Origin of the sequence: Nioella ostreopsis, assembly GCF_004000255.1 — a bacterium.
GTDB classification, from domain to species: Bacteria; Pseudomonadota; Alphaproteobacteria; order Rhodobacterales; family Rhodobacteraceae; genus Nioella; species Nioella ostreopsis.
In genome coordinates, this window is the sequence record NZ_RCIQ01000026.1 from 30,278 (window position 1) to 46,393 (window position 16,116).

General features: G+C 63.1%; 14 protein-coding genes and 5 pseudogenes. 4 read left to right on the plus strand and 15 right to left on the minus strand.

The genetic code is table 11. The features are described from left to right. Positions 1 to 7 precede the first annotated feature (7 nt). On the minus strand, positions 8 to 376 hold the full coding sequence (locus tag EP237_RS19720; protein ID WP_240661707.1) for an acyl-CoA transferase: 369 nt from the start codon (positions 374 to 376) through the stop codon (positions 8 to 10). Here EP237_RS19720 and EP237_RS19725 point away from each other — a divergent pair. Both EP237_RS19725 and EP237_RS19730 read left to right on the plus strand, forming a co-directional pair. After that, positions 375 to 1,648 (plus strand): annotated as a pseudogene (locus tag EP237_RS19725) (IS3 family transposase). The gene EP237_RS19720 and the pseudogene EP237_RS19725 overlap by 2 nt on opposite strands. Before the next feature lie 35 nt (positions 1,649 to 1,683). Next, a pseudogene (locus EP237_RS19730) lies at positions 1,684 to 1,791 on the plus strand (IS5/IS1182 family transposase); the annotation flags it as partial. Positions 1,792 to 1,939: 148 nt separating this feature from the next. On the opposite strand, the pseudogene EP237_RS19735 reads toward EP237_RS19730, so the two are convergent. From EP237_RS19735 to EP237_RS19765, 7 genes and pseudogenes are all read right to left on the minus strand, one after another. Beyond that, positions 1,940 to 2,194 (minus strand): annotated as a pseudogene (locus EP237_RS19735) (transposase); the annotation flags it as partial. A gap of 585 nt (positions 2,195 to 2,779) precedes the next feature. Beyond that, positions 2,780 to 3,679, minus strand: a complete 900-nt coding sequence (locus tag EP237_RS19740) for an ROK family protein (RefSeq protein WP_127562597.1) — start codon at positions 3,677 to 3,679, stop codon at positions 2,780 to 2,782. Further along, positions 3,676 to 4,362, minus strand: coding sequence for an N-acetylmannosamine-6-phosphate 2-epimerase (locus tag EP237_RS19745; protein WP_127562598.1), 687 nt, complete (start codon positions 4,360 to 4,362; stop codon positions 3,676 to 3,678). The genes EP237_RS19740 and EP237_RS19745 overlap by 4 nt, the downstream gene beginning before the upstream one ends. Then, positions 4,359 to 5,633, minus strand: coding sequence for a TRAP transporter large permease (locus EP237_RS19750; RefSeq protein ID WP_127562599.1), 1,275 nt, complete (start codon positions 5,631 to 5,633; stop codon positions 4,359 to 4,361). Before EP237_RS19750 ends, EP237_RS19745 begins: the two co-directional genes overlap by 4 nt. Next, complete coding sequence (locus EP237_RS19755) at positions 5,630 to 6,109, minus strand: TRAP transporter small permease (RefSeq protein WP_240661708.1); 480 nt, start codon at positions 6,107 to 6,109, stop codon at positions 5,630 to 5,632. Before EP237_RS19755 ends, EP237_RS19750 begins: the two co-directional genes overlap by 4 nt. A gap of 70 nt (positions 6,110 to 6,179) precedes the next feature. Then, on the minus strand, positions 6,180 to 7,145 hold the full coding sequence (locus EP237_RS19760; protein WP_127562600.1) for a sialic acid TRAP transporter substrate-binding protein SiaP: 966 nt from the start codon (positions 7,143 to 7,145) through the stop codon (positions 6,180 to 6,182). Positions 7,146 to 7,206: 61 nt separating this feature from the next. Then, on the minus strand, positions 7,207 to 7,956 hold the full coding sequence (locus EP237_RS19765; RefSeq protein ID WP_127562601.1) for an FCD domain-containing protein: 750 nt from the start codon (positions 7,954 to 7,956) through the stop codon (positions 7,207 to 7,209). Between the two features lie 173 nt (positions 7,957 to 8,129). On the opposite strand from EP237_RS19765, the gene EP237_RS19770 reads away from it, so the two are divergent. Beyond that, positions 8,130 to 9,014 (plus strand): dihydrodipicolinate synthase family protein, encoded by an 885-nt coding sequence (locus EP237_RS19770; protein ID WP_276317014.1) that lies wholly within the window; start codon positions 8,130 to 8,132, stop codon positions 9,012 to 9,014. Positions 9,015 to 9,026: 12 nt separating this feature from the next. Here the strand turns inward: EP237_RS19770 and EP237_RS19775 are convergent, their stop codons facing one another. The 5 genes and pseudogenes from EP237_RS19775 to EP237_RS19795 form a co-directional block, all read right to left on the minus strand. Beyond that, complete coding sequence (locus EP237_RS19775; protein ID WP_127562603.1) at positions 9,027 to 9,893, minus strand: IS110 family RNA-guided transposase; 867 nt, start codon at positions 9,891 to 9,893, stop codon at positions 9,027 to 9,029. A 96-nt stretch (positions 9,894 to 9,989) separates the two neighbouring features. Continuing rightward, positions 9,990 to 11,216 carry an IS256 family transposase gene (locus EP237_RS19780; RefSeq protein WP_127562604.1) on the minus strand — a complete coding sequence of 409 codons (1,227 nt, stop codon included), beginning with the start codon at positions 11,214 to 11,216 and terminating at the stop codon, positions 9,990 to 9,992. Between the two features lie 370 nt (positions 11,217 to 11,586). Then, a pseudogene (locus EP237_RS19785) lies at positions 11,587 to 12,394 on the minus strand (IS5 family transposase); the annotation flags it as partial. 16 nt (positions 12,395 to 12,410) lie between these two features. Beyond that, the gene (locus EP237_RS19790) at positions 12,411 to 13,607 is read right to left on the minus strand and encodes an IS256 family transposase (protein ID WP_240661710.1); all 1,197 of its coding nucleotides are present in this window, start codon (positions 13,605 to 13,607) and stop codon (positions 12,411 to 12,413) included. A gap of 42 nt (positions 13,608 to 13,649) precedes the next feature. After that, the gene (locus EP237_RS19795) at positions 13,650 to 14,792 is read right to left on the minus strand and encodes an IS110 family RNA-guided transposase (protein ID WP_240661711.1); all 1,143 of its coding nucleotides are present in this window, start codon (positions 14,790 to 14,792) and stop codon (positions 13,650 to 13,652) included. A gap of 239 nt (positions 14,793 to 15,031) precedes the next feature. Between EP237_RS19795 and EP237_RS19800 the strand changes: the two are divergent. Then, positions 15,032 to 15,244 (plus strand): annotated as a pseudogene (locus EP237_RS19800) (transposase); the annotation flags it as partial. Here EP237_RS19800 and EP237_RS19805 read toward each other — a convergent pair. Both EP237_RS19805 and EP237_RS23345 read right to left on the minus strand, forming a co-directional pair. Beyond that, complete coding sequence (locus EP237_RS19805) at positions 15,213 to 15,713, minus strand: phage integrase N-terminal SAM-like domain-containing protein (protein ID WP_127562606.1); 501 nt, start codon at positions 15,711 to 15,713, stop codon at positions 15,213 to 15,215. The pseudogene EP237_RS19800 and the gene EP237_RS19805 sit on opposite strands and share 32 nt — an antisense overlap. 197 nt (positions 15,714 to 15,910) lie before the next feature. Then, on the minus strand, positions 15,911 to 16,116 hold a 206-nt coding region (locus EP237_RS23345), incomplete at its 5' end, for a hypothetical protein (RefSeq protein WP_206052332.1).

Below are 16,116 nucleotides of genomic sequence, written 5' to 3' on the forward strand. Positions count from 1 at the left end.
CGCGCAGTCAACACAGCGGGTCGGCCGTGCAATAATCTAGGATGACCGGAATGACGGCCGCCTTCAAGCTCATCGCGCCTTCAACAGGCAGATCGATGGGCTGCGGGGCTTCAGCTTCAATCCAGTCGCAGAGCCCGCCCAGTGTTCGGTCTACAGCGAGAGCCGTGCCGATGCTGGCGGCCAATGTGTCGAACGTGGCGTCACGCGCCACGCCCTGCACGACCGCCTCGAGCTGGTAATGGTAGCGCAGGGGCGACAGCGTCACCGCAGGCTCCCCTGGCTCGCCGTCGCGCAGGATCAGCAGGCCAGTCCATCGCCCCAGAGTTTTCTGAGACACCGCCGAAGGCTTATTTTGGGCCCTCAGAAGGTGGGACATGAAAGAAGACGGTACGGAAAGCGCCTCGGGCGCGAAGATCTCAAATATCGCAGCGTCCGAGGCGCCGGGCCGCGAGCGCCGCATGACAGGGCGGCGCAAGCAGGAAGCCGTCTTGCGCGTTCTGCGGGGGGAGCCGCTGGAGACGGTTGCGCGCGAGATCGGCGCGACCGTGCCGGATTTGAGCGGATGGCGGGATCGGTCCCTCGAGGGCGGGGCTGCCAGCCTGAAATCGCGTCCGCGGGATGATCGGGACGACCGGATCGTGCAGTTGCAGGCCAAGCTCGGCGAGATCACGATGGACAACGAGCTGCTCTCAAAAAGATCGCTCGCATGGAGGCCGGTCGCCATTTGGGCCAGCGGAGGTCGAGGAAGTGAGCGCAGTGCACTCGATCTCCAGAAGTCAGCGGTACGGCATTGTGCGCGTTTGCCGGGTCTGGGATGTCAGCCGGGCTACCTTGTATCGCACCCGGGCACGACATGTTACGCCACCCAGCCCGCGCAGTCGGCCAGGTCCAATAGGTCCGATGCCTGATCAGGACCTGGTCGAGCGCATCCGCGCGGTGTTGATCAACAGCCCATTCCATGGCGAAGGATACCGCAAGGTCTGGGCGCGGCTACGCCATGTCGGGGTGCGCACCTCGAAGCAGCGCGTGCGGCGGCTAATGCGGGAGCATGACCTGGCAGCGGCGCGCGCTGGCGTGACACCGCGGGGGCCGCAGGCGCATGACGGCACCATCATTCCCGAAGGGGTCGATCAGATGTGTGGCAACGATATGACTGCCGCGGTCACGACACAGGACTGTCAGGCGGCCGTGTTCATTGCCATCAATCACTTCACCGCTGAGTGTGTCGGCATTCATGCTGCAAAACGGGGAACGCGCTTCGAGGCGCTTGGAGCCCCTCCGCCAAGGTTTACAGGCCCGCTTCGGCGCGATTTGCAAGGATGTTGCCGAAGGTCTCCGCCTACGCCACGATCATGGCACGTGGTATATGTCGTATGACTTCCAGAACGAGATCCGGTGGCTTGGGATGACGTCGTCGCCCGCGTTCGTGCGCGCGCCCGAAGGCAATAGCTGCGCCGAGCGGTGCATTCGGACGCTGAAGGAGAACCTGCTCTGGGTCCGCACGTTCGATACGGTCGAGGACCTGCGGCAGGCCCTGCTCGCGTTCCAGCGGCGATACAACGAGGAGTGGCTAATCCAACGCCACCGATACCGATCACCCGCCCAGTTCAGGCGGGATCTTGAGGCAGCGCTACCAGCTGCCGCATAGTGCAACGCGGTGTCTCAGAAACCGGGGGCGTTACACTTTACAAGAAATCACCCGGCACGGGTGCGGTGCTTGGCTTCATGGGCCATGCGCCTATTGAAAACCGGCACGGGTTTGTCGTGCAGGGGGATCTGACCCAGGCCGACGTCACCACTCTCAAGTGCGCATTAGCCCATGTGCCACGTTTTTTAACGGGGTCCAGCCCACCAATAAGCCATCGGCAACTGCCCTTCGAGCGCAACATAGCACAAGCTGTTGCTACCGCGCACAGGCGGGCGGCGGCCCGGAACAGTTTTTTAGGATGTCACGCTCCGCCTTGAGCTTGACGACCTCCTTCTTCAGAGCTGCGATCTCTGCCAGCTCGGCACGCTGCTGGCCATTGCCGGGGAACGCCGTGATCGGGGCCTCTGCGGCCTCTCGAATCCACCGACGCAGCACGCTTTCGGCCAGATCCAGATCTCGTGCCGCCTGCGCTATCGCAACGCCCCGTTCTGTCACCAGCTTCACAGCCTCAAACTTGAACTCCTTCGTGAACTTCCGTCTTACCATGTCCGATCTCCGTTTCCTTGGTCACGATCTTATCTTCGTGTCCACGAAACCAGCAGCAGGCCAGTATGCGTCTTTCTCTTTGCCATTTAGGATCGTCTCTTTCGTCATGCGATCCACCTTAACGCCTGGTCCAAATTTCCGCGATCACCTCTGGGTTCAATATCGAAGACACCCACATTACCGAACCTGACAAGCTCGCGACCTTGCTCGTACTCGTCGCTCTCGCCGTCACATGGGCCTATCGCTGCGCAAACCGCGTTATTGCAAGGGGCCCCATTCGGAGAAAAGGACATGGAAGACGCGAAAAGTCCTGGTTCCGAACAGGTCTCGATGCCCTGCGAAACTGGATCATCCATCAACCAGGTCACGCGCGCGAGGCTTGGACAAATAAATGTCCGCGAAGGCCCATACAGGCTTCAAAATAAAGGGAGTCGTGTACCGTGAACCCACGCGAAATCATCCTGTCAGACGGCCCTCCGCTTAAGCTTACCCGGAGCTGTCTAGGAATTACCGAAATCCCTGTCCTGGAATTTGCGAAACCCACAGTCAGAAGTTTCTTGCGTAAAGGGCGGCAACAAAAGGAGATTAGACACTCTCGTCTGAAGCGCACGCGAGAGCTCCGATTAGCGGTGCATCGCCGCCGAACGCGGCAGGCTCCACTGGCACTCGGAAAAGATCAGGTTCCGCGTCGAGCGCGTTAATTATTCGCCTTTTATAGCTTTTCTCAAGCCCGATGCTGCCGCCGATAACGACCCTCTCGAGTCCAAGGATAACCGTGAGGTCGGTGACAAGTGCCGCAACGGCATTTGCGGACCTGTCAAGGATCGCCCCGGCCCAGACCTCGCCTCTGACGTCTGCTTCGCAGACGCCACGCGCGTCGGTTGCATGTCCTGCTAATGCAGCGGCCGCTGCGATTGCACGCCCACCTGCGATGCTTTCAACCGTCCCGACACGCCCACTGCCGCATTCACTATCTGCGAATCGCGACGTGGTAAATCCGACATGCCCCGCAAGGCCCGATGCGCTTTCCAGAAGCCTTCCACCGACCATCAGCCCGCCGCCGACCCCGGTCGAGACCGTGACGAATGCCAGATTGTTGGCCCCGCGCCCGGCGCCATGGCGCGCCTCGGCCAGGACTGCCGCCGCGCCGTCGTTCAGGCAGCGACAGGGCCCAATCAGGCGTGACACGAGATCGTGCAGCGCAACCCCCGACACCCGGCTGAGCGTGCCGCGGTTGACCGCATGCCAGCAGCCCTGTGCATCGATGCGCCCGGCAACCGCAATCCCGAGCGGTTCGCCCGAGGTGTAGCCAAGGGGGAGCAGCAGATCCCGCATAGCCGCCACCTGCGCCTCAGGCGGGGCCGCGCCGTCTGTGTCCGCCCGGCTGCGCGCCATGATCGTTCCGGCCTCGATCCGGGCCGCGGCGATCTTGGTGCCGCCGAGGTCGACCGCAAATCCGGACAGCATCTCGCGGGCGCCGCTCATCGGCCCGGCTCCGGTGCGGTCATGGCGGCGCGGAACCAGCCTGTCATGATTTCAAGCCGGGTCAGGGCCGTTCCCACCGTGGCGGCATCGGCCCCGGCCCGCATCGCGCGCGCCACGAGGTCCGGCCGGTTCAGGCGGCCCTCTGCCATCACGAAGGCACCCTGCGCGCGAAAGGCCGCGATCAGGTCGAAATCGGGGTCCGATCCCAGGTGCGCGGTCTCGGCCGTGTAGCCCGACAGGGTGGTGCCGAGAATGTCGAAGCCGAGCGCCCTGCAGGCCGCGCCATCGCCCGGGGTGGCGCAGTCCGCCATGGCCAGAACGCCCGCCTCGTGGATGGCAGAAACCAGCGCGGCGCGCGGCACCGGGCGGTGACGGTCGGTTCCATCAACCGCGATGATATCGGCCCCTGCCCCGGCCAGCGCGGCGACATCCTCGACATGGGGTGTGATACGCACCGGGCTGTCGGCCAGGTCGCGCTTGATGATGCCGATGATCGGCACCGTCACGGCTTCGCGGGCTGCGCGGAGGTTGCCCAAGCCCTCGATCCGCACCGCGGCCGCGCCCCCCGCGACCGCCGCAGCCGCCATCGCGACGACGATCTCGGGCCGGTCCATCGGGCCGCCGTCAACCGGCTGGCATGACACCACGAGCCCACCGCGCAGGCTGTGCAGAAGGCCGGTCATCGCATCAGGCCCGGCAATCCGGTCGCAAGGATCGGGAAGGCACAGACCAGGATCAGCACCACGATCGGCGGCAGAAGCCAGGGCAGGATCGCACGGGCAAGGCGTTGGTAGGGTATGTTGCCCACCTGGCTGACGACGAAGAGCGCCATCCCCATCGGCGGCGTCATGATCGAGATCATCAGGTTCAGGATCACGATGATGCCGAAGTGAATCGGGTCGATGCCGAAGCCCATGGCCACCGGCACTAGGATCGGCACGATTACCAGCAGGATGACCAGCGCCTCGATGAAACAGCCCAGAACGAAGATCATCAGGTTGACCATGATGAGGAACATCAGCGGCGAATCCGCGACCGACAGGAAGATCCGCGCCACCTGCTGCGGTGCCTGCTCGCGGGCGAAGATGAAACTCAGCAGCGACACGCCCGCCACGATCGTGGCAATCGAGGCAGATGTCACCGTGGTCTCGTAGACCGCATCCCACAGCCTGCGCCAGGTCAGTTCCCGGTAGAAGACAAGGTCGATGACGATTGCATATAGCACCGTCACCGCCGCCGCCTCGGTCGGCGAGAAGTAGCCCGAGAAGATGCCGCCGATGATTACGAGCGGCGTCAGAAGCGCCGGAAGCGAGGTGCGGAACCGGGCACCGATCTCGGAAAGCGTGCTGCGGGGGTCGACCAGATAGTCGCGACGCAAGGCCACGAGATAAACCATCACCATCAGCGCCCCGGCGCACATCACGCCGGGAACCACCCCACCGAGGAACAACTGGCCGATCGAGACATTCGCGATCACGCCGTAAAGGACCATTGTGATCGACGGCGGCACCAAGGGCCCGATCAGGGAAGAGGAGGCGGTGACGGCGCCGGAAAAATCGTCGTCGTAGCCTGCCTCGCGCATCGCCTCGATTTCCATCTTGCCAAGGCCGCCCGCATCCGCCAGCGCCGAGCCCGACATCCCCGAAAAGAACAGCGAGGCCAGCACGTTGACATGCCCGAGCCCGCCGCGCACATGGCCCACGAGCGAGCGGGCGAAGCCGAACAGGTGGTGGGTGATGCCCGCAGTGTTGAGGATCGCGGCGGCGAGGATGAACAGCGGCACCGCCAGCAGCGGAAAGCTGTTCAACCCGTCGACCATGCGCTGCACGGCGATGAACATGCCCCGTTCCATGTACCAGAAATAGCCCATGGACACGAAGATCATGGAAATGCCGATCGGCAAGCCGATCAGGACCAGAAGCAGCCAGAACCCTCCGATGATCAGAAGCGTCATAGCGGGTCTCCGGTTCCGATATCGCCACTGCGACCGGCAAAGATACGTCGCAGGATGCGGTGCGCGACAAGAAGAAGGGCAAGGAAGGCCGAGAGGTACAGCATGCCGTTTGACACCGGCAGCGTGACCGAGGAAGCGTTCCAGGTGCGCCCGACCGTCTGCCAGCCGATCCAGCACAGCTTCGCAGCCACGCCGAGATAGACAAGATCGAGGATCGTGAAGATGATGCGTCGCACCATCGAGGGCAGCATCTCGGCCAGGAAGCCCATGCGCAGGTGCTTGTCCTGCCGTTCGACCTCGCCAATTCCGATCAGCGCCATCCAGACCCAGATCCAGCGCGCCGCCTCCTCGGTCCAGACCGGCCCGCGGAACAGGGGCGTTCGGCCGAGGACCTGGATCATGACGATACCGATGAGAACGATAAACAGGATCGACGCCAGGATCCCCTCAAGGCTGTATTTCGGACGCTGCGGCACGCGGGATTCCTGCCTTGGAGTAACGGAAAACGGCCGCGCGCTAATGGGCAGCGCGCGGCTATGAGGGCAATCAGCGATCGCCGCGGATGCGCGCGATGGCACCTTCGCCGAACTGCGCTTCAAGCTCTTCGTAGTAGGGCTGCATCGCCGCACGGAACGGCGCGAGGTCGGGCTGCGTCACGCTCAGCCCCCGGCCTTCGAACGTGGCCAGAAGCTCTGCCTCGGCCTCTACGGTGCGGCTGTCGTTGACATCGCCGCCCGCTTCGACCGCCGCCATGACCCAGCCCTGCTCTTCTTCGCTCAGGCTCGTCCACAGGTCGTCCGAGATCATCATGGCGATAGAGGCGATGAAGTGGTTGGTGATCGCGATATGGCTCTGCACCTCGTCGAAGCGCATGGCCTCGATCGTCGGCAGCGGGTTTTCCTGCGCATCGACCTGGTTGGTCTGCAGCGCAAGGTAGACCTCGGCGAAGGCCACTGGCGCGGGGGTCGCGCCCACGTTCTGGGCATAGGCGATGAGGAAGGGCACGTTTGGCGTGCGCATTCTCAGGCCTTCCATGTCGGCCATGCTCTCGATGGCCCGGTTCGAGGTGGTCTGACGCGTCCCGTAATACCACAGGTCCAGCATCCGGATGCCCTGGGCTATGAAGGCGGCGTCCATCTCCTGGCCCCAGGGGCCGTTCACGATCTCTTGCAGATGGCCGAAATCATCCGCCACGTAGGGCGCGCCGATCAGGTTCAGCTCGGGGATCACGTAGCTCATGTCGGGATAGCCGGTTGTGACCATGTCGAGCTCGCCCGCCTGCACCTGCGCGACCATCGCCCGGAAGTCGCCAAGCTGCGACGAGGGGAAGATCGTCAGCGTCATCTCTCCGCCCGACACTTCGGCCAGGGTTTCGCCCATGGCCTGAAGGCCGGCATAGAGGTTCGACACCTCATTATCCTGCGTGCCAACCGTCAGCTCCCGTTCGGCAAGCGCAGGCGCGGCCAGTGCCAGGCTGGCGGCGCAGGTCATCAGGAATGTCTTGAGTTTCATTGGATCCTCCCTTTTTGAGTTGTGTCTTGTCGTCTGTCTGTCCTCTGCCTCTCCGGCCCGGTCACGCTGGCGCCGAGGCCAGCGCGGCCGCCTTCAGGCGGTTGCGATATGCCCGTGCGAGGTGCTTATCCATCACGTCGACGGCGGTTGCGGCGTCACCATCAAGAACGGCGGCAAGGATGAGGCGGTGTTCGTCATGGGCGATCCGGTCGTGGCGCTCGGCATCGTCATGCGCGGGGCGCTGCGCGATCAGCTGGCTGACGAACATGTCATGCAGGCTGAGGATCACGGGGTTGCCCACGACCGAGACGAGCGCTCGATGAAAGGCGATGTCGGTTTCCACGAATTCGGGGGTTCCGATGGCCTTGGCGTTGACGTCGAGGGCCTGCTGAAGCTTGCTGAGGGCCACCGCGTCGGCGCGGATCGCGGCTTCGCGCGCGGCGCCCATCTCGATGAACTGGCGCATCTGTTCCAGGTGAGCGCCCGCCTCGGCGTCACCGAGGATTTCGAGGATAAGGTCACCGGCATTGCGCAGGATATCGTCGAGCGAGGGGCGCGCCGCGCGGGGGCGATGACCCGCATGCGCCGTGGCGTAGCCCTGCATCTGCAACTGGGTAAGCGCCTCGCGCACGGTGGGGCGGGAGGCGCCGAACCGCTCGCAAAGCGCACGCTCGGTCGGCAGCGTTGCCCCAACCGGCAGAACACCGGTCTTGATCTCCTCCACCAGCGCCTCGGCAATCATGTCGCTGCTGCGGCGCAGGGCCGTGTTCGCGGCGTCGATCTCGTCGATTGGTGTGGCGGCTGCCGTCATGCGGGACGTGCTCCCCGGGAGGATGGTGGCAATGTTGGGGAGATTCAGTAGGGCCGGACAAGAACATTGTCAAACCAAAGTTTTGAATCTGGACATTTTTGGTAATACCATATAGCAATCATGGCAAGAACCTATGCAATGCGAGGCCCTGCATGACGAAGCCGCTGGCGGGTATGTACGCTGCCCTGATGACCGGAATGGATGACGAAGGTGCGTTCGACGCGGGACGCCAGTCGATGCTGACCGCCCATGTTCTAACCCAAGGGCTATCGGGCCTGTATGTGGGGGGCAGCAGCGGCGAGTCGGGTCTGCTCGAGGTCGATGAACTGGCCGCGCAGCAGGAGGTCGTCCGCCGCGACGCCGAGGGCAGCGGGGCGACCCTGATCGCCCATGTGGGCGCCCCGTCGCTTGCAGGGTCGCTGCAGCTCGCGCGACAGGCCGAACGGCTCGGATATCACGGGCTGTCGGCCCTGCCGCCGCATTCCTACCCGTTCAGCGATGGCGAGATCCTCGCCTATTACAAGGCGCTCGCATCGTCGACCGCGCTGCCGCTGATCGTTTATGAGGTGCCGATCCGCACCGGGCGCCCGCTGCCGCTGGAGCTGCTGGTAGCCATCCTGGATCTGCCGGGTGTCGCCGGGATCAAGTTCACTTCCACCGATCTGTTCAAGCTGACGCTTCTGCGCCGCGCCCGGCCCGACAGAACCTATTTCTTCGGGTTCGACGAGATCTTCCTGTCAGGCGCCGCCCTGGGCGCGGACGGGGGAATCGGCACCACCTACAACCTGCTCGGCCGGCTTTACATGGCGCTGCATGGGGCGATTGCCGCGGGTGACCTGCCGCGCGCTCAGGAATTGCAGGCGGTCTCGGCGGAATTCGTGGAAGCCTTGCTGGAGGTGGGCGTGCTGCCCGGCATGAAATCCGCTTTCACCGCACTGGGGATGGATTGCGGACCGACGCGCGCGCCTCTTGCCGCGCGCATGCCCGACACCGATGTGCGCATGGCAGAGCTGTTGAAACGCCCCACGATCGCCCCCTGGCTGGGGGCGTCCACCTAGCAACTGTATCTGTCAGGCTTCCGCGGCTGTCCATTTCTGACCGCTTTTGCACAGGGCTTTCGCGATGGTAGCGAGCTTTCTGGCGACGGCGGTGATGATGACCTTGTGCGGTTTTCCAGCCTTGCGGAGGCGATCTGCGAAGGCTTTCATGATTGCGTTGTGATATGCCGCAACCAGTGCCGCTTGGAACATCACGTGTCGCAGGGCACGGCGACCTCCAGCTATGGCTCGTTTCCCGCGAAGGGTTCCACTGTCGCGCGCGACCGGGGCTAAACCAGTGAGTGCGGCAGCTTGTTCACCGGTGATAATGCCGATCTCGGGCATTTCGGCGATCAGCATTGTGCTGGCAACCGGGCCGATTCCCGGGATCGAACGGAGAATACCTGCGGTCTCCGACAGGCGATCATCGCTCGCGATGGCCCGGGTTATCCGGTCCTCCAGTTCCTTGATCATGCTGTCGATCCGGTGCTTCAGCTCGGTGTCGATATCCTCGAACATCGCGGCGGTGCCGAGTTTCTGGTGCGCCCGGATTTGGGCCAGAAGCCGTTTGCGCATTTCGACCAGCTGGGCTCGCTTCGACGCCAAGGCTCTGAGAAGGCGCAGTTTTTCCGAAGGAAGACTGCGGCCTGCCTCAGGCCGGAATGCGAAGAAGCGGGCGATGAGTTCCGCATCGATCCGGTCTGTCTTGGCGCGGGTGCCCCGGCTCTGCGCAAAGGCCTTCACCTGAGCTGTGGGCACCTGCCGGGCTGTAACGCCTTCTGCTTCCAGAAGTGCCCAAAGCTGCCATTCCTGACCGCCCGTCGATTCAAAGCAGACCACGGCATCTCTGTTCCGGGCAAGATCCGCTACTGTAGCGTGACCGACCGGAGCGTTGGGCACTCTGCAATGATGCCCGTCGGGTAGGCAATGGGTCGTGTCGCGAATGCTGTGGAAATTCCCTAGCGGCGCGCTCCGGGCATGTGATGGATCGATGTTTTAGGCTGCGAGGTCAAGGGGCATGGGTTCGAGAGGCTTAGAGAGGGTCTCCCAGCCGTCGACCTTGCGCATCTGGATCTGGCCTGAGGCCAGCAGAGCCCAGAGGAGCATCGGCACGGTCTTGGCGCAGGGCAACACGGTCTGTGTCTTGATACGGCGACGGAACTCCTCGTTGAGGCGCTCGATGGCGTTGGTGGTACGGGCGGATTTCCATTGCGAGGGATCAAGGCGGGCGAAGGTGAAGAGCCGGTCGCCAGCCTCCTCCAGGCTATCGGCGACGGCCCTGCACTTCAGGCGCCACTTGCGGAGAAATGCCCTGCGCCTTTTCTCGATCTCGACTGCGGTGTCGGCATAGATCATGTCCCGGTAGTCTTCGGTCAGCTCGTCGTGGATGTGCTTCGGGGCATGGGCCAGAAGGTTACGGCGCTTGTGAACCGTGCAGCGCTGGATCGGCAGATCATCGCCCCACAACCCCACGAGCGCAGCCTCCAGCCCCGGGGCGCCATCGACAATCACGAATTCGGGCCGTTTCAGGCCGCGGGCATCAAGATCGTCGAGGAACTGGCGCCACGCGGCGGTGCTCTCCCCGCCCATATTCTTGATGGAAAGCAGCACCTTCTGACCGTCGCGGCGCACACCGATGGCGGCCAGCACTGAGATGTTCGTCGCCTTCTTATCGATGCGGGTCTTGATCACGGTACCATCGAGAATGAGCCGGACGATGTCCTCATCGGCGAGGCTGCGGGCGCACCACGCATCCCAGTCCGTCTCCACCTTGCGCCAGGCCCGGCTGACCACGTCCTTGCTCACAGCGCCCTCGAACAGCCCGAACAACGCTCGCTTGACGCGCCGGGTGTTGGTGCCGGAGAGATAGACCGCGGCGATCAAGGCCTCGGCCTTCTTGGTCAAGCGCTGGTATCGGGGCAGCGCCTTCGACCGCCATTCCGTCAGCCTTCCCGTTTCGTCCTCAATCCGGGCGCGCGGCACCCGCACCGTCTCGGTCCCGAAAGTGCCGGTCAGCTGCCGTTCCCGGTGTCCGTGGCGATAGCCTTTCGTCGCGCCGGTGCCCCGGCTGTAGCGCAGGCGGCCGAGAAAGTCGGCCAGTTCCTCCTCGAACACAGCCTCGATGGTCGCGCGGATGTTCATCCGCAACCGCTCCTCGATCGGGTCGAACCCGGCCTCATGGGCCAGTAGCGCAAAGCTCGAAGTATCAGTAATCTGGTTCATGGCGTGATCTCCCTGGCGGTTGCTGCCGCCGGTTAGGTGGGTGTTGGTTCACCCGGAGATTACGCCGCCTTCAAATTTCCACCATCTCCGAGACACGACCAGGCAATGAAGGTCCAGCCAGTCGCGGCTGACGTCTATCCCGATAACGCGGCCATGTGATAGTATGTCCATGCTCTCTTCCTTCTGGTGCGCGGTCCTGCAAGGCCGCAATCAACTGTTCGAGACGATGAAGAGAGGCGGTGCCGACAGGCTAAGAAACGTGGTCATGCCACAAGGGTCAGACGTCGTGCACCACCCCGCCATCGGCCCTGGCCGGGGCCGGTGACGGGGACAGTATAGCAAAACCCAGATATAGAAGGGTCAGGATTAATAACCAGTAGATGACGACGGCTGCGAGCGCGATGGCCGAGAGGAAGACCTTGGGACACCTGTCTTAGCGGGTCGCCACGCGTCTCCAGTCTTTGAGCCTGCCGAACATGATCTCAATGCGGTTGCGACGTTTGTAGCGGCGCTTGTCCATTGCCCGACAGGGAATTGCGCAGCAATGTCCCGAGAGGGGTATTTCACGATCGTCTTGCGCTGTTTTCGTCCAGGGATGCAGGCGCGTATCCCTTTGTCTTTCAACGCATCTCTGAACCAGTCGGCGTCGTAGCCTCGGTCTCCGAGCAGCCATTCGACCTTTGGCAAACCGCCCAGCAATGCCCGTGCGCCGATATAGTCACTGACCTGTCCGGCGGTGACGAAGAGGTCGAGCGGTCGTCCCTGGCTGTCGCAAATGGCGTGAAGCTTGGTGTTCATACCAACTTTGGTCTGGCCAATCAGGCGACCGCGCCCCCCTTTTTAGCGGCCATGCTGGTCGCTGTTCGATGTACCTTCAGGTAGGTCGCGTCGATCATGACTGTCTTCTGTTCGCCGTGCTCGGCAGCCAGCCCCACCATCATCCGCGCGAATATGCCCTTTTCGCTCCAGCGCTTCCAACGGCTATAAAGCGTCTTGTGTGGGCCATAGGCTTCGGGAGCATCGCGCTACCTTAACCCATTGCGGTTGATGAAAATGATCCCGCTCAGAATCCGCCTGTCGTCGACTCTTGGCTTACCGTGCGACTTTGGAAAGTAGGGTTTCAGACGGGTAGTGTCCCGTGAAGTGGTGTAGGAACTGGCGTCCAACTGCTTCTTCATAGCTGGTGTCGTTCGTTCACTGAGCGGCGATCATCGTCGCCGCATCTTGATCGTTGCACATGGCGGTCAGTTTTTCCACCGGCATGTAGCGGCGCGAGACGGCCCACTCATCGTTCTGCTCGAGCATGAGCGCGCCGACGAGGCGGATTACGGCCTCGCGGTTCGGGAAGATCCCGATCACGTTGGTCCGCCGCTTGATCTCATTGTTGAGGCGCTCCAGCGGGTTTGTGCTGTGCAACTTCGAGCGCAGGCTCTCGTCGAAAGCCATAGAGGCGAGAACGTCGTGTTCGGCCTCGTCCATCAACTCGGCCACGTCTCGGAACCGCTCCCGCAGGTTGTCAGCCACCTCGCGCCAGCGGACATGGGCCTGGTCGCGCTCCTTCTCGGCGAAAACGGTCTTCACCACGGCGCTGACCACGGGCTTGTGGGCCTTGTTCACCAGGGCGAGCAGGTTGCGCTGAAAATGCACCCGGCAACGCTGCCATCCGGCCCCCAGGACCTTGCGCGCGGCGGCTTTCAAGCCCTCGTGGGCGTCGCTGATCACCATCTGCACGCCACGCAGGCCGCGTCGCGTCAGAGAGCGAAGGAAGTCGGACCAGAACGTCTCGGCCTCCGAGGGCAGAACCGTGATCCCGAGGATCTCCCGGCGTCCGTCGGTGTTGACCGCGACGGCCACTATCACCGCCATCGAGACGATGCGTCCGCACTCACGCAGCTTCACGTAGGTGGCGTCGAGCCAAAGGAAGGGCCAGTCGCCCTCAATGGGGCGGTTCAGGAATGTTTGCACCCGCTCGTCGATGTCCTCGCAAAGCCGCGAGACCTGGCTCTTCGAGGTCCCTGTCAGCCCCAGGGCACGCACCAGGTCGTCGACAGCCCGCGTAGAGACGCCCTGGATGTAGGCTTCTTGGATCACGGCCATTAGCGCCTTCTCGGCCGTCCGGCGGGGTTCCAGAAAGGTGGGGAAGTAACTCCCCTTGCGCAGCTTGGGGATGTTCAGGCCGATGGTGCCCGCCCGGGTATCCCATTGGCGCGGCCGGTAGCCGTTGCGCTGGTTCTCCCGGTCCGGGCTGCGCTCGCCATGCCCCGCGCCGCAGACAGCAGCCACCTCAATATCCATCAGCCGCTGCGCGGCGTCATGGACCAGCTCATGCAGAAAATCCGTGTCATCGCTCTTGGCGATCATGCCCGGAAGGTCGATCATGGTCTCGGTCATCGTGCTCTCCTTCGTTGTCATCGGTCTTTGAACAACCTCAGACTACGAAGACGCGCGGTGGCCACCAGTACGGCCGCGCGCTGCGCTACGCCAAAAGTCTACGCGCGCGGCCTCGTACACCACCCGGTGGGGCACTACCGCCAGTTCCATGGCACGGCGCTTGTGGGCGACCAGGCTCGGACGGGCCCAGAGATAATCCTCGCCCTTCGTCAGCATGTGCCAGCAAAGGGTAGCAAGCTTGCGCGCCACGGCAACGGCGGCGATCTGGTGGCCGCGGCGCGCTCGGATACGGATGAAGAAGGCGCGCAACGGGCCCGGCGCTTTTGCTGCGGCCCAAGCCGCTTCGACCAGCATGGCGCGTGCATGGCTGCGGCCAGCCTTGCTGATCCGTCCGTGGTGAGCGGGTCCCAGACCGGATTGGCGGACGCGTGGGTTCAACCCGAAATAGCTCACCAGTTTCTGCGGCGACTTGAACCGCTCGATACTACCGATCGCGGCCATCAGCCCTGCCGCCACAGTCAGATTGACGCCGGTGATGGTCAGGAGGCGTTGGATGGCTTCATCGTCCAGAGAGCCCTGGGCGATGTCGCGGTCGAGTTTGGCAAGATCTTCCCCGAGCCGGTCGAACTCGCGGACATGACGCACAATCGCGACCCGTTCATCCTCCGGAACCGGTTGGCGGGTCAGCCAATCGCGGCCGCGCTTGTTGAAGAGATCGGCATGCGGGCATTTCGGGATCAGATGCGCATGCAGGATCGCATGCACCTCGTTCTTGATCCTGGTCCGGTGCCGGACAATCTGATAGCGACGGGCCACCAGCCTGCGCATACGTTCCGTTGCTGCGTCCGGGGTCCAGATTTTCGGCAGATAGCCGGCCGCGTGCAAGCTGGCCAGTGTGCCGGCGTCGACCTTGTCGGTCTTCACATGGGCATGGGCGATCGCCTTGACCTGAAGCGGATTCGCAATCACTACCCGTTTGACATGGGGCGACAGGACCCAGGACACCGCCATGCAGTTTCCCGTCGCCTCGATCACCACTTCGTCCGTCTTCTTCAATTGCCTGCCGAACCCTTCCAGGGCGGTTCGGGTCATGTCGACCCGGCCTTCGTGCCGGGTCAGACCATTCTCCCAGATCACCACCTCCCCAAAGGTGCGGTGGATATCGATTCCGATAACGCGTCGCATGTGCGTCTCCCTTGCCAGTTATAAACAGCGGGAGCGGCGGGCGACACGACAACTACGGATTCGCGCTCTCGGCGCAACCGGGCGAGTCGCAGAGGCGGCCAGCTACTAACTCGAGCTCTCAGCTCATGGTATAGGAACGGCCTGCCCGCACCTTCGTGCTCCCGGTGCCTCTGTCCCGGATGCTCGCAACATACACCCTGATCCGAAAACCGGGGCCGAACATCGACACCGGGATCTGCATACCGGTTACGAACGCCATTGAGGCGCTGAACTCGAAGATCCGCCGAGCCGTCAGAACCCAAGGCCATTTCCCAAGCGACGACGCGGCGGCGAAATTGATCTATCTCGCGCTCAATGCTACATCGTCCGAGTGGAAGCGTTCGGTGCGCGAATGGCACGCTGTCAGAAGCCAGTTCGCCATCATGTTTGAAGACAGCTTCCCGATGGCCTAACAAAACGCGTCAGGCACAAAATTCGGCATAGTCTCCGCAACCCTGCGGCGTAGGCTGTCGTCAGGGCCGCGCGCGCCTTCAGCGACGNTAGTCTCCGCAACCCTGCGGCGTAGGCTGTCGTCAGGGCCGCGCGCGCCTTCAGCGACGGAACCGCCTCAAGAAAATGCACGACCTCGTCGGCGCTCAGGATCGTCGGCAGCTTGCGCGGCGCGCGCGCATGGGGGATCCGCTCGGGGATCTCGGCCCGATTCAGCGTCACGCCATAGAAAAAGCCCAGGGCGCAGACCGTCTGATTGAGCGCCGGCCACGAAATGCCCTGCGACACCAGATAAACCTGAAAAGCCCGGACATCATCCAGCCCCAGTCGCTCCGGTGAGCGGTTGAAATGCCGGCTGAACTTGGAAACGGCATGAAGATAGGATCGTTGTGTGGCCGGCGACAGGTTGCGAAGCGTCATGTCGTCGATCATACGGCGGCGCAGCGGACTCACCGCTGGTGTGGCATCAGCTGGGATGGTCTCCTGATCAAAGGTCGGTCTCAGCAAACAAACCTTCCCATCAGGAGGCCATCCCCGCCAATAGTGACGCCCATCCCGCGTCAGCGGGTTCGTTCAATCCTGAATGTCCACGGTCCCTAGAACCGGAGCACGTTACCGATCCCCACCACTCACATCTCGAGCCCGTCCTCCTTGAGATCCGCGATCGTTTCTGCCGTTTCCCCGAGAAGCGCGAGCCCCTCATCCCGAATGAATTTCGGCATGCCCGGCAACTTGAGCCATCTCACGAAGCGACTGAGCAAGAGCTCCAGGCGGTTCAACATCCAGTGGGCCTGCGTGGTCTGAGCCTCGGCGGCGTTCTGGTCCCGTTCGAGCT

Coding starts and splice junctions, on each gene's coding strand:
- EP237_RS19740 (WP_127562597.1), bottom strand. CDS start 3,679: ATGAGCGGCGCCCGCGAGATGCTGTCCGGATTTGCGGTCGACCTCGGC.
- EP237_RS19780 (WP_127562604.1), bottom strand. CDS start 11,216: ATGAACCAGATTACTGATACTTCGAGCTTTGCGCTACTGGCCCATGAG.
- EP237_RS19765 (WP_127562601.1), bottom strand. CDS start 7,956: ATGACGGCAGCCGCCACACCAATCGACGAGATCGACGCCGCGAACACG.
- EP237_RS19750 (WP_127562599.1), bottom strand. CDS start 5,633: ATGACGCTTCTGATCATCGGAGGGTTCTGGCTGCTTCTGGTCCTGATC.
- EP237_RS19720 (WP_240661707.1), bottom strand. CDS start 376: ATGTCCCACCTTCTGAGGGCCCAAAATAAGCCTTCGGCGGTGTCTCAG.
- EP237_RS19795 (WP_240661711.1), bottom strand. CDS start 14,792: ATGCGACGCGTTATCGGAATCGATATCCACCGCACCTTTGGGGAGGTG.
- EP237_RS19760 (WP_127562600.1), bottom strand. CDS start 7,145: ATGAAACTCAAGACATTCCTGATGACCTGCGCCGCCAGCCTGGCACTG.
- EP237_RS19745 (WP_127562598.1), bottom strand. CDS start 4,362: ATGACCGGCCTTCTGCACAGCCTGCGCGGTGGGCTCGTGGTGTCATGC.
- EP237_RS19770 (WP_276317014.1), top strand. CDS start 8,130: ATGTACGCTGCCCTGATGACCGGAATGGATGACGAAGGTGCGTTCGAC.
- EP237_RS19790 (WP_240661710.1), bottom strand. CDS start 13,607: ATGACCGAGACCATGATCGACCTTCCGGGCATGATCGCCAAGAGCGAT.